The 12856-nt window shown below is 74.1% G+C and carries 10 protein-coding genes; 4 read left to right on the forward strand and 6 right to left on the reverse strand.

Features of this window, described 5'->3' with window-relative positions; genetic code table 11:
- Positions 1-118: 118 nt before the first annotated feature.
- Positions 119-3565 carry a S8 family peptidase gene (locus ATJ88_RS00390; RefSeq protein WP_141538579.1) on the forward strand — a complete coding sequence of 1149 codons (3447 nt, stop codon included), beginning with the start codon at positions 119-121 and terminating at the stop codon, positions 3563-3565.
- A gap of 58 nt (positions 3566-3623) precedes the next feature.
- Here the strand turns inward: ATJ88_RS00390 and ATJ88_RS00395 are convergent, their stop codons facing one another.
- Positions 3624-4577 (reverse strand): TrmB family transcriptional regulator, encoded by a 954-nt coding sequence (locus ATJ88_RS00395; RefSeq protein ID WP_098461913.1) that lies wholly within the window; start codon positions 4575-4577, stop codon positions 3624-3626.
- A gap of 123 nt (positions 4578-4700) precedes the next feature.
- Between ATJ88_RS00395 and ATJ88_RS00400 the strand changes: the two genes are divergently transcribed.
- Both ATJ88_RS00400 and ATJ88_RS00405 read left to right on the forward strand, forming a co-directional pair.
- A complete protein-coding gene (locus ATJ88_RS00400; protein WP_245852023.1) occupies positions 4701-5501 on the forward strand; it encodes an SDR family oxidoreductase in 801 nt (266 codons plus the stop codon).
- A 126-nt stretch (positions 5502-5627) separates the two neighbouring features.
- On the forward strand, positions 5628-6665 hold the full coding sequence (locus ATJ88_RS00405) for a hypothetical protein (protein WP_098461916.1): 1038 nt from the start codon (positions 5628-5630) through the stop codon (positions 6663-6665).
- Positions 6666-6669: 4 nt separating this feature from the next.
- Here ATJ88_RS00405 and ATJ88_RS00410 read toward each other — a convergent pair whose 3' ends face one another.
- Both ATJ88_RS00410 and ATJ88_RS00415 read right to left on the reverse strand, forming a co-directional pair.
- Entirely contained in the window at positions 6670-7335 is a 666-nt protein-coding gene (locus ATJ88_RS00410) for a response regulator (RefSeq protein ID WP_098461917.1), read from the reverse strand.
- Positions 7332-8588 (reverse strand): sensor histidine kinase, encoded by a 1257-nt coding sequence (locus ATJ88_RS00415; protein ID WP_245852024.1) that lies wholly within the window; start codon positions 8586-8588, stop codon positions 7332-7334. The genes ATJ88_RS00410 and ATJ88_RS00415 overlap by 4 nt, the downstream gene beginning before the upstream one ends.
- 190 nt (positions 8589-8778) lie before the next feature.
- On the opposite strand from ATJ88_RS00415, the gene ATJ88_RS00420 reads away from it, so the two are divergent.
- Positions 8779-8958: a hypothetical protein gene (locus tag ATJ88_RS00420; RefSeq protein ID WP_098461921.1), complete on the forward strand. Its 180-nt coding sequence runs from the start codon at positions 8779-8781 to the stop codon at positions 8956-8958.
- A gap of 114 nt (positions 8959-9072) precedes the next feature.
- Here ATJ88_RS00420 and ATJ88_RS00425 read toward each other — a convergent pair whose 3' ends face one another.
- From ATJ88_RS00425 to ATJ88_RS00435, 3 genes are all read right to left on the reverse strand, one after another.
- Positions 9073-10500, reverse strand: coding sequence for a pectate lyase family protein (locus tag ATJ88_RS00425; RefSeq protein ID WP_245852025.1), 1428 nt, complete (start codon positions 10498-10500; stop codon positions 9073-9075).
- Positions 10501-10587: 87 nt separating this feature from the next.
- Complete coding sequence (locus ATJ88_RS00430) at positions 10588-11853, reverse strand: threonine/serine exporter family protein (protein ID WP_098461929.1); 1266 nt, start codon at positions 11851-11853, stop codon at positions 10588-10590.
- 42 nt (positions 11854-11895) lie between these two features.
- Positions 11896-12660: a GTP pyrophosphokinase gene (locus ATJ88_RS00435; RefSeq protein WP_098461931.1), complete on the reverse strand. Its 765-nt coding sequence runs from the start codon at positions 12658-12660 to the stop codon at positions 11896-11898.
- Between the last annotated feature and the right edge of the window lie 196 nt (positions 12661-12856).

Raw genomic sequence — 12856 nt, forward strand, 5'->3', positions numbered from 1 at the left:
GCGCGGGCCGTGGCGTGTTCGCGTCATGGCGTGGACACGTCACCCGGAGGCCTCCCGCGGGCCCGTCCGCGGTGCGAGCGTGGGGCCACCCCCGTCCTCGACAGATCGGAAACCGACGATGTCCCGTCCACCCTCCGCACGTCTCCAGCGGTCGTTGGCGGCGGCGGGCGCCGTCGCGGCCGTGGCCGCGACGTCGTTCGTGCTGCCCTCGTCGGCCGCCGACGACCCCGACCTCGGGGTCCCCGGCGACGCGCTGTTCAGCACCGCGGGCCGCGCCGACGACGCCGCGACCGGACCGACGACGACGCCGGTCACGCTGGTGACGGGTGACACGGTCCTGCTGACCGTCGCGGCGGACGGCTCCCCGACGGTCGCGGTCCCCGGTGACGTCGAGGTGGTGACCAAGCGGGTCGGCGACGACCTGTACGTCTACCCCACCTCCGTCCTGGACGCGGTGCGGGACGACCGGCTGGACCCCGAGCTGTTCAACGTGACCGGTCTGGTGGCCCAGGGCTACGGGGACACCGAGCGCGACGACCTCCCCCTCATCGTCTCGGGCGCGGTCCCGGCGTCGCGGGCGGCGGGCGTCACGTCGACGGCGGAGCTGGAGTCGATCGGCGCGACGGCCGTCACGGTGGACAAGGACGGTGCGGGGGCGCTCCTCGGCCGCCTGCTGGGCACGGCCCGCTCGGCGGGCACGGCGCAGAAGGTGTGGCTGGACGCCATGGTCCCGGCGCTCGATGACCCGACCTCGGACCTGGTGACGTCGACGTCCGTGCCGGCGGCCACGGCACTCGACCCGGGCACGGGGGTCGAGCAGACGGGCGCCCCGCTGGCGTGGGACCGCGGCCTCACCGGGGCCGGCGTCACCGTCGCGGTGCTGGACTCCGGCTACGACGCGACCCACCCGGACCTCGAGGGCCGCGTCGTCGGCACCGCGGACTTCACCGGGCGTGGCATGACGGACTCGGGCGGGCACGGCACGCACGTCGCCTCGACGATCGCGGGCACCGGGGCCGCCGACCCGAGCCGCGTCGGGATGGCCCCGGACGCGGACCTGCTGGTCGGGCACGTCCTCAACGACACGGGCGGGCAGCTGTCCTGGATCGTCGACGGCATGGAGTGGGCCGTGGAGTCCGGCGCGGACGTCGTCAACATGAGCCTCGGCAGCCGCGACTCGTCGGACTGCACCGACCCGCTGTCCCTGGCGGCGCAGGAGCTCACCACGACGTCGGACACGCTGTTCGTCGTGGCGGCCGGCAACGACGGGTCGGCCCGGTCGACCGTCGCGTCCCCCGCCTGCGTGGAGGGGGTGCTCACCGTCGCCGCGGTCGACGCCGACGGTGCGACGGCACCGTTCTCGAGCCGCGGCGCGACGGTCGGCGAGCACCGGGTCAAGCCCGACGTCGCCGCCCCGGGCGTACAGGTCGTCGGAGCCTGGGCCACGAGCCCGGGTGGCGTCCGCTACCGCGCGATGTCCGGCACGTCGATGGCGTCCCCGCACGTCGCCGGTGCGGCGGCGATGGTGCGCCAGGCGCACCCGGGCTGGACGGCCGCGCAGGTCAAGGCCGCGATCACGGCGGGCGTGAAGGACGAGCGCGCCGACGGCGTGTACGCCCAGGGCGCCGGTGAGCTGTGGGTGCCGGGGGCGGTGGACGCGGAGGTGACGACGCCGTCCGGCGTCCTGCTGGGTGCGTTCGACTGGCCGCACGGCCGCGATCAGCGCACGACGACGTCGGTGACGTACACCAACGGCTCGGACGAGGACGTGCGCGTGTCGGTCGCGGTCGCCGACCTGCTCGGCGCCGACGGCGGCACGGTGCCGTCCTCGCTGGTCCAGGTCGACCACCGGCCCGTCGTGGTGCCGGCGGGCGGCAGCGTCGACGTGCCGGTGTCGGTCCGGCCGGACCTGCCGCTGCGCGACGACGCCTACGGCGAGATCGGTGCACGGCTCGTCGCGACGGTGACCGACGCGGCCGGCTCCCGCTCGACCGTGACGACCGCCGTCGGCGCGTGGGTCGAGCCGGAGACCGTCGAGGTGACGTTCCGCGTCCTCGACGGCCTGGGCGAGCCGGCGACCCGCGGCGTCCTGGACGTCACGGACCTGCACCAGCCGACGCGGTCCTACACGCCGCTGACCGGCACCGACCAGACCCTGGCGCTCCGCGCGGGCGAGCACTCCGTGGCGGCCCTGGTCCGCACGGACGACGCCGACGGCGCCGAGTGGGCGTCGATCAGCGTGCCCTCGGCGATCCTGGACCGCGACCGGACCGTCGTCCTCGACGCCCGCGACGCCGTGCCGGTGACGGTGGAGGCGGACCGCCCCCTCGACCTCACGTCCGGCAGCCTGGTCGCGCAGCGCACCTGGGACGACACGTGGATCGTCGAGACGGCGGTGCGGGCGAACGGGACCACGTTCGCCGTCGCGCCGACGGCCGCGGTCCGTCGCGGCACGTTCACGCAGGCCACGTTCCTGCGCGGTCTCGAGCCGGGCACCCCGGAGGCGGACAGCCCGTACGTGTACAACCTCGCGTTCGTCGAGGAGGGACGCGTCGGCACGGACCAGGCGCGGACGGCGCACGACGCCGACCTCGCGACGGTCACCGAGCACTGGTACGCCCAGCGGGACGGCTGGCGGGCCGTCGAGGTGGCGCAGGTCGTCCCGGCGCAGGGCGGCATCGTCACCGTGTCCGGGACGGGGGCGATCAACACGCCCACCACGCGGACGGCCTACTACTCGCCCGACGTGCCCTGGCGCCAGTCGGCGTCCAGCACGACGCGCATGGCCGAGACGTGGACGGACCCCGTGCGCACCTACGGCGCGGGCGAGCAGCGCTCGACCGACTGGTTCAAGCTGCCGACGAGCACCGCCCTGCCCGCCGACGCGAGCGGCGCCCCCGGCCGGGTCGCGGAGCGGCAGGGCACGCTGGTCGGCTTCGCGTTCCCGCACTGGCAGGACACCGTCGACGGACGGTTCGGCGAGGCCGGGTTCCGGGACGTCGGGAACGTGCAGGTCTGGGTCGACGGCGTGTACCGGGGGGCCTCGGCGTTCCCCCGCGCACAGCTCACCGTGGCTCCGGGGTCGCACGAGATCCGGATGTTGCTGACCCAGCTCCGCTGGGGTCGTGGCGACACGTGGGAGCTCGGGACCGGTGCGATGACGACGTTCAGGTTCGTCTCGGACCAGCCGGACGGCGACGAGGTCGCGGCCCTGCCGGTCGCGATCCCGCGCTACGACGCCGACGTGGACGACCACAACCGGGCCCCGGCGGAGGACGGGTTCCCGGTGGCGGTCGAGCTGCACGGTCAGGACGGGTACGACCCGGGCGCCGTCGTGCAGATGTCCGCGCAGTTCACGTTCGAGAAGATCGACGTGCGTGGGAGCAAGGCGCCGTCGGAGTACACCTGGACGGACGCGCGCGTGGAGCGTCGTGACGGACGGTGGGTCGTGCTGGTCGACAATGCCGGACGCTCGGGCGAGACGGTGTCGCTGCACGTGTCGACGACGGACGAGCACGGCTCCGCGGTCGACCAGTACCTGATCGACCTGTACGCGGTCGGCTGACCGGACCGACCGCCGGGTCGGCGGACGTGGTCGGCGGGACGGGTCGTCGCGGCGGGGTTCACACCCAGCCGCGGCGGCCCGCCTCGTAGCCGAGCTGGACGCGGGACCCGGCCTGCGCCCGGTCCATCATGATCCGGACCCGCCGCTGCACGGTGCGGACCGACAGCCCGAGGTGGCTGCCGATGGCCCGGTCGGTGAGGCCCGTGAGCAGGAGGGTCAGGACGTCGACGTCGACGGCGTCGAGCACGCTCGTCGCGGTGGTGCCCTGCGGCAGCAGGTGTGCCGCGGAGCGCCAGACGGACTCGAAGTGCTCCAAGAGGACGTCGAGCAGGGCGCTCTCGTGGACGAGCAGCGCGCCGGTGCCCTCCGTGCCGTCGCCGGTGCGCATGGGGAGCATGGCGATGCGGCGGTCCACGGCGAGCATGCGGATCGGCAGGGTGGCGGCGACGCGGACCTGCTCGCCGCGGCGGAGACCTTCGCGGGCGTCGTCGACGAAGCCGGGACGGTCCAGCACGTCGCGCTCGACGACCACCCGGTAGTCGACGCCGCGCTCCAGCGCACGGTCCTCGTCGGTGCCGGGGGCGGCCGCGACCACGTCCGTCCGGACGAACGCGACGACCTCGTGGGTGGCGCCGCGCTGCAGCTGGGTGAAGCGCTGCGCGACGGCGGCCCGCCCGTCGACGACGTCCACGACGTCGGCGAGGCCGTGGCCCGAGCTCGCCCGGTAGAGCGCGGACAGCTCGCCGAGCTCGAGCTCGGCCCGGCGGAGCGCGTCGTGGTGCTCGACGAGGAGGGCGCCGATCGCCATGTCGGGCGGTGACGCGGTGAAGCGGTCGCGGTCGGACGAGGAGCGTGCGACCAGGCCGCGGCGCTCCAGGTCGACGAGGTCGTGGCGGACGCCCGTCGCCCGGCGTCCGAGGGCGGCGGCGAGCTCGTCCGGCGCCGCGGAGCGCCGTGTGACGAGGTGCCGGTAGACCTCGAGGACCTGCCCGTCCAGTCCCAGTGCGTCCATGCGTCGACCTCCTCCGTCGCGGTGGCAGGGTAACGGCCCCAGGTCACCGGGAGGTTGCCCGGGGCTCCCGAACCGGCGTGTCCGTGGTGTCACGGACCGGCACCCTGCCTCGTCGGAGGGGGCATGAGCGAGAACAGGGCGCAGGGCATGCGGGTCGCGGTCGCGGGCGCGACGGGCACGGTCGGGCGGCACGTCGTGGACGTGGCGCGCGAGCACGGCCACGAGGTCGTGCCGTTGACGAGGTCGACGGGCGTCGACCTCACCACGGGCTCCGGACTGACGGAGCGTCTCGCCGGGGTGGACGCCGTCGTGGACGTGACGAACGCGCTCGTCCGGTCGCGGCAGGACGCCGAGGCGTTCTTCGGTGGCGTGACACGGACGTTGCTCGCCGCGGAGCGCGCCGCCGGGGTGGGGCACCACGTGGCGCTGTCGATCATCGGCGTCGACGACGTCCCGTGGGGCTACTACCAGGGCAAGCAGCTCCAGGAGCGGCTGGTCGCGGCGAGCGGGCAGGGCTGGAGCGTGCTGCGCGCCGCGCAGCTCCACGAGTTCGCGGGCCAGGTGCTCGACGCCGCGCGGCTGGGCCCCGTCAGCCTGGTGCCCCGGATGCTGTCGCAGCCGGTGGCGGGCCGGGAGGTCGGCGAGGCGTTGGTGGACCTGGTCGAGCGAGGACCGCAGGGCCGGGTGCCGGACCTCGCGGGTCCGGAGGTGCTCCTGCTGCACCGGGCGTCGCGGCGGCTGGTCCGGGCGCGCGCGCTGCGCCGTCTCGTGGTGCCCGTGCCGATGCCGGGCGCGGCGGGCCGGGGGATGCGGGACGGCTCGCTGACGGCGCAGGGCGACCCGGGTGCGGCCGTCGGCCGGACGACGTTCGACGCCTGGCTGGCCGCGCTCCCCGGTGCCGGGGACGGCGCGCGCGTGCGCTGACGTGGGGATCCGCGCCGGCGGGGTTCCGTACCGAGCCGGCGCGGAACTGTACCGAAGTACAGGTCGGGTCGCGGGGAACGTTCCTACCGTCGGTGGTGTCCTGGCACGACGACGTCGAGGAGCGACATGCGGGGTCTCCAGCTCACCAGCACGTACCTTCCTGACGACGTGCCGTCGCCGTACGACCTGCGCCTCGGCCCGGTCCGCGGGGACGCCGCCCGCCGCGCCGGCGGTCACGCCCCGACGACCTCCGGGCCGCTCGCGGTCGTGGACGACCGGGCGCCGGTCACGGCGCTCGCCCTCGCCTGGCCGTCGGACGTCGCCGAGGACCGCCCCGACGCCGCGACGGTCGACCAGGCGCGGCGTGCGGCGATCTCCCGGGAGGTGCTGGAGCACGGGTCGGACGTCGTGGTCGACGTCGTCTGGTCGCCCGGGACCGGGGCCGACCTGGTGACGTTCGTGCTGCCGCACGCCGCCGCCGTGGACGAGGCGCCCCGCCTCGTGGACGTGGTGCGTTCCCGGCTCGCGCACCCCGACCCCGTGGTCGCCGTCGTCGGCCCGGCCGACGTCGTGGCGGGCACCGCGGCGCTCACGACGCGCCGCCTGCGACCTCCCGCCCCGCCGGTCGTGAGCACGATGCGGCAGAGCCGTGTCCAGGGGTTCGACCAGGTGTGCATCATCGGCGCGGACCCGGCGGCCGAGGTCGGGCACGCCGCCACGCTGGTGTCGCTCTGCCGCGCCGCCGCCGGCCCCGGGAGCCTCGTCCCGCAGGCGCTGTCCGACGCGGGGGTGCGGGCCTCGGTGCAGCCGGTGCGCTGCCTGCGCGACGGCGCCCCGGTCATCACCTGGCACGTCGTGTGCCGGGCCGGGGACAGCATGCTCACCCTGGAGACCCTCGCCGCCACCCTCCTGGACCCGCGGCTCACCGCGGACCCGGCCGCGACCGACGCCACCCGGGAGGTGGTCCGGGAGAACCTGCGACGGGTCCGGCGCTCGCCGCAGGGCCTCGCGGGGTCGCTCGCCGAGTACTCGGTGATGGGCTGGGGCGCGCACCTGCTGGCGGACCCCGACGCCGCGCTGGACGACGTCGAGCCCGCGGACCTCGCGCAGGCGACGGCCGCGCTGGTCCGGCCCGTCGCGGACGTCCTCGGCTGGGAGGGCTGAGGGTTCAGGAGTCGTCGCGGAGGTCGACGAGCCCGTGGCGTGCCGCGGTGACGAGGATCTGCACGCGGTCGCGCACCCCGAGCTTCTCCATCACCTTGACGAACCGCGCCTTCACCGTGGACTCGGTGACGTACAGCTCCTGCGCGATCTCCCGGTTGCTCATCCCGCGGGCCAGCAGCCGGATGACCTCCAGCTCCTTCTCCGTCAGCGCCGCCAGGAGCGTGGCGTCGGGACGCACCTGGGCCGGCACCGACGCCTCCAGCCCGCGCACGACGTGCCGTGCCACCTCGGGGGACAGCACGGCGTCCCCGGCGGCGACGGTGTGCACGGCGGCGATGATGTCCCGCGGCAGGGTGTCCTTCACGAGGTAGCCCGACGCCCCGGCCCGCAGCAGGTCGATGACGTAGCGGTCCGTGGAGAACGTCGTCAGGCCCAGCACCGCGACGTCGGGGTGCTCGGCGAGGATCTGCGCGGTCGCGGCGACGCCGTCCAGGACGGGCATCTGCATGTCCATGAGCACGACGTCGGGCCGCAGCGCGGCGGTCTGCTGGACGGCCACCCGCCCGTTGGACGCCTCCCCCACGACCTGGATCGACGGGTCGGCCGACAGGTAGTCGCGCAGGGTGTCGCGGATCATCGACTCGTCGTCGACCAGCAGCACCTGGATCATGCGTTCGGGACTCCCTCGGTGGTGGGGCGGACCCGCGCGTCCAGCGGGATCGTCATGGTGGTGCGCCAGCGGCCGTCGTGGGCGCCGGCCGTGAGCTCGCCGCCGAACACCTCGCAGCGGGCGCGCATGGCCTCGAGGCCGGTCAGCGACGAGGAGATCGGGGCGGCGGTCGCGACGACGTTCGTCGAGGCGAGGGTGACGCTGTCCGGCCCGACGGTGAGCCGTAGCTCGACGGGGGCGGCGGCGTCGCCGTGCTTGAGGATGTTGGTGCCCAGCTCGCGCACCGTGCGGCGCAGGGCCTGGCGCAGGCTGGTCGGCACGCGGGAGACCGCCCCGGTGGTGGTCAGGTGGGCCGTGAACCCGGCGCGTTCGAGGGCGTCGCCGACGCCGTGGAAGTCGCGGACGAACGCGGCCGCCGTCGTGGTCTCGCCGGACATCTCGAGCGCCTCGACGGTGCTGGCGCCGGGTTCGGCGGGATCGCCCGGGCCGACGCCGACGGCGGTGGGCGGGGCGTCCTCCTTGAGGAGCACGACGAGGCTGCGCAGGTTCTGCAGCGCCTGCTGCGCGGCCCGCCCGATGTTGTCGAGGATCGCGGTCGTCTTGTCGGGGTCGGCGACGAACTCCGCGCGCCGTGCCTGCATGGCGATGATCGTGACGTCGTGCGCGACGATGTCGTGCAGCTCGTGGGCGAGCCGGGTGCGTTCCTCGTTGCGGATCCGGGCCTGGCGTTCCTCGAGCTCGCGGACCTGGGTCTCGCTGTGCTCGGAGCGGAGCCGGAAGAAGTTGACGGTGAGCCCGGCCACGGCCGCGAGGAGCGTGAGGACGGCGAGCCCGGCGGCGAGGACGGCGCCGTCCGGGTTGGCGACGAGCACCAGCGGCATCGTGGCGACGGCGGAGGCGGCGACCACCGCGGCGGCCACCCAGGGCAGCAGGTACGTGCAGAACCCGATGACGAGGATCGTCGGGAAGGCGAAGGCGGACACCAGCAGGGACTGGGCGCCGAGGGCGAGGACGGCGGCGAACGCGACGAACCAGGCGGCGGTGGCGGGGACGGGGCCGATCGCCAGGCCGAGCACGGGGACGTAGGGGAGCAGGAGCTCGGCGACGCCGCGCGGGGACGACAGCTCGAGCGTGCCGCCGGTCGCGTCGAGCGCGACGAGGCCCAGGAACGCGAGCACGAGCAGGACCCGCGCGACCCAGCCTCCCGGCAGGGGCCGGACCTGTCCCGTCGTCCGCACCGTCCCTGCTGTCACGTTCGTCAGGATAGGCGGGCGCGTCGTACGGCGGCCTGCGCGGGGCCGGATCCTGAGACCTCCACCACCCGCTTGTACTTTCGTACATCGCAGAAGTCGACTTCCGTCTATCGGCCGACGACCTGAGCCCCGGGATGGTCGATCCGACCCCGGGACGCCCCGGGGATCCGCACACGGAAGAGGTCGTCACATGCTCACCTCCACGATCGCCGGCACGCTCGTCGCCGCCGCTCTCGTCGGACCGCCGGCCGAGGCCCCGGTCGAGCTCGCCCCCGTGACGTCTCAGGTCGTCGTCGTCGGCACCGGCCCGGACGTCTCGACGGACTACTGGCGCGAGATGTGGTGCATCACCCTCGGCTGGTGCAAGTAGAGACGTCGGGCGCATCGTCCCGCCACTGTCCCGCAGGGCCGCACCGGAGGGTTCCCGGTACGGCCCTGCGTCCTTCCCGGCCGCGGGTGTGGCGCCCCCGCGACCGCGACCTGCTCAGGACACGGCGGGGACCACGGCGTCGCTCGGTGCCTGCACGGGCAGGATCGCCCCGGTGCGGTGCTTGCCCCACGCCTTCACCGCGGCCGGTGAGGTCAGCACCTCGAGGTCGTAGACGTCCGCGGGGTCCCAGTCGACGCCCCAGGTGATCTCCGCGGGCAGCGTCGCCCGCAGGTCCACGGGCTGCATCGCGAACCACGAGCCGGAGTCCACGAACGACCCGCCCGCGCCCCAGACCAGGCGGGACGCGTCGGCGCCCGGACCCGTGTACTCGAAGAGGTTGCGCTCCGAGACGACCTGCGACTCGACGCCGACCCCGATGAAGTAGCCCGCACCGGGTCGCACCGGTGACACGGGGTCCTTCACCGAGGCCGTGAAGTAGTTGTTGACGACGTGCGCCTTGCCGAACCGCACGCGCGGGGAGCGCTGGGTGACGCCGTCGAACACGTTGCGCACGAACGTGACGTTGAGCCGGCCCTCGTCGGTGTCGCCGTTGTCGTCGCCCGAGCCGATGAGCATCGCCTTGTCGTGGTCCTCGACCCTGCTGTTCGACATCGTCACGAAGTCGGTGCCGTCCTTGAGGTCGAACAGGCCGTCGTGGAAGTTGACCGGCTTGCCGTTCGGACCGGTCGGGGCCGTGCTGTCGGGGAACCGGCCGTCGGTGAGGGTGACGTGGTCTAGCCAGATGTTCGTGCTGGTCACCGACGACACGGCGTCGAAGCGGGCGTTCCACGAGCCCTGCTCGCCGTCCCACGGGTCCCAGCTGCTGAAGAAGTCGCGGGGCGCCTCGACGGTGAGGTTGCGGACCACCACGTCGTGCGCGAGGTGCAGCATCACCGTCGCGCCGCGGATCTCGGCGTCGTCGCCGACGCCGAGGATGGTCGTCTCGCTCGGCACCGAGATCTCGGTCTGCCGCTTGAGGTTGTTGCTGCCGGTCTGCCGCTTGCGCCGCTGATCGCCGCAGTAGTCGTGGGTGGCGTCGCTCCAGCCGGTCTCGGTGAAGCAGCTGAGGTACTTCTCCAGGTCGTAGCCCGGGGCGTAGTCCTGCTCGCCCATGAGCGTGCCGTCGGCCCGCTCGTTGCCGTCGATGACCCCGTCGACGTAGATGACCTTCGGCGCGGTGCGCTGCCCGCCGTTGTCGAGCGCGGCCAGCAGCTCGGCGCGCGTGGACACGACGTAGGTGGACGACGCGGGGGCGCCGGCCCCGCCGTCGGTGCCGCCGTTCGCGGTGGCCCACCCGGTGGGGGCCGCGTCCTGGGCGAGGTCGTGGACGGCGGACAGGTCGTCCGGGGCGGCCTGGGCGGCGGGTCCGAGCGGCGCGGCGAGGGCGCCGGCGGTCAGGACCGCGGTGGCGATCGCGAGACGACCACGGCGGCGGACGGCGGGTCCGGTGGCGGTCGGGTGGGGGGTGGCCTGGTGGGGCACGACGACTCCTCGACGGTGAGAAAGCGGTTTCTCATCCACCCTGACCGAGGGTCGAACGGTTGTCAACAGCAACGGACCGGGCGCGGTTCAGCGCTCGAAGCCCCACTCCCGGTCGGTCAGCATCCGGGCGACGGCGAGCCCGATGGCGAGCGCGGCGACGACCAGCGCGGCCTCGACGGCATAGGCGAGCGCCTGCGTCGTCTCGCCGTTCGAGAGGTAGTAGATCGCCCGGTAGGCGGTGGCGCCGGGCACCATGATGACGACGGCCGGCACCGACACCGTCACCCGCGGCACGTTCATGCGGGGGGCGACGACGGCCGCGAGCAGGCCGACCAGCAGCGCGACGACCGCCGCGGCGGCCTGGACGGGGACGTCGAGGTCGACCATCCACAGGCGCACGACGTTCGCGACCATCCCGACGAGCGCGGCGGCCAGCGCCATCGACCACGGGCTGTTGAACATCAGGGCGAACCCGAGGACGCCGAGGAAGCTCGCGAGGAACCGCAGGGACAGCAGCAGCCCGGCGTCCAGCCCGGGCGGGACCTCGGGCTCCGGCGTGAACCCGACCAGCATCGACACGGCCCACAGGGCCAGCGCGGCCGACGTGAGGATCATCAGGGCGTAGGTCAGCCGTGCGACGCCCGCGGAGAAGTCGAGCTTCGCGAGGTCGAGCGCCCCGGTGACCAGCGGGAACCCGGGCACGAGGAACAGCACGGCCGACACGTACCCGGCCTCGTGGCTGGTCGCGGCGCCGCCGAGCGCCCCGAACGCCGCGAGGAGGAGCACGTAGGTGAGCGTCGCGAGGGCGGCCGCGAGCATCGTGACGCCGAACTGGTTCCAGCCCCGGTGCACCAGGGTGCGGCGCAGGTACTGGCCCGCCCCGGCGCCGAAGAACACCCCGATCACCTCGACGAGCCCACCGTTGTTGAGGAAAGCGAACGCGGCGCACGCCACCGCCGCCCACAGGGCGTTGAGGACGGCGGGGTACAGCGGGCGGGCGGACTGGATGCGGTCCAGCGCGCGGGTGGCGTCCTCCACCGTGACGGGGGCGCGCCGCTCGACGTCCTGCGCGAACCGTTCCAGGGCGCACAGCCGGTTCGCGTCGATCCCGACGGACCGGACCTCGGTCACCTCGGTGCGAAAGCTCGACCCGCGGTGCGACGTCGTCGTGATCTCGGTGAGGGTGACGTGCGCGTGGTGCTGCTCGATCCCCAGGGAGCGGGCCACGCGGGCCATCGAGGCCTTGACCCGGTAGGCGCCGGTCCCGGCGGACAGCGACAGGCGGCCGACGCGCAGCGCGACGCCGGAGCGGCGGATGAGCTCGAGCTCGGCGTCGTCGGGGGTGGTGGGCACGGCACCATCCTGGCGGGCGCCGGGGCGGCGCGCGCGCCGTCGTCAGGGCCGCGGTGCCTCGGGCGTGTCGTCGTGCTGGTGCGGCGAGGGCCGCACCTCGTCGCGCAGGCGTCCCATGCGGTCGTCGAGGTCGGCCGCGAGGCGGGCGGCGTCCTCGATCTCGGCGGCCAGGTGCGGCGGCATCTCGGCGCGGTACTTGTAGTGGAGCTTGTGCTCCATCGACGCCCAGAAGTCCATCGCGATGGTGCGGATCTGCAGCTCGACCGTGACGTGCTCGACCGTGCGGGACAGGAACACCGGGACCTCGACGATGAGGTGCAGCGAGCGGTACCCGTTGGGCTTCGGATGGGCGATGTAGTCCTTGGTCGTCAGGAGCCGCAGGTCCGCCTGGGTGCTGAGCATCTCGGCGATCCAGTAGACGTCGGACACGAAGCTGCAGGTGATGCGGATGCCCGCGATGTCGCGGATCTCGGCGCGGATCGCGGGGACGGCGAGCTCGGTGCCCTGGCGCAGCGCCTTGGTGAGCATGCTGTCGGGCGACTTGAGCCGGGTGCGGACGTGCTCGATGGGGCTGTAGTCGTACGTGCTCTCGAACTCCTGGCGCAGGATGTCGATCTTGGTGGAGACCTCGTCGATGCCGAACCGGTAGATCATCCGCAGCTGCTGGAACTCGTCGCGCAGCGCGCGGAAGCGGGCCAGCATGTCGTCGGTGATCCCGTCGGGGGTCGCCGTCCCCGCGCCGGGCTCGGCCCGCAGCCAGGCCAGCAGCTCGCGGTCCACGTGCACGGCCCGGGTCGTCTCGTCCATCTCTGCTCCCTGTCGTCCTGCCGCCTTCCTCAACGGTCCGGGCGTCGAGGGCGTTCCGTGCCGGGGCGCCGGTCCTGGCCGACGGGAGGGTCGTCACCACGGTAAGCGCGGTGGGGGCTTGCCGAGTGGGAAACCGGTCTCTAGAGTGGGAAACCGGTTCCTAGCGGAACCTGTCTCATCTGGGTGACCCCGTTCC

The organism is Isoptericola jiangsuensis, from assembly GCF_002563715.1.
Classification (GTDB): Bacteria; Actinomycetota; Actinomycetes; order Actinomycetales; family Cellulomonadaceae; genus Isoptericola; species Isoptericola jiangsuensis.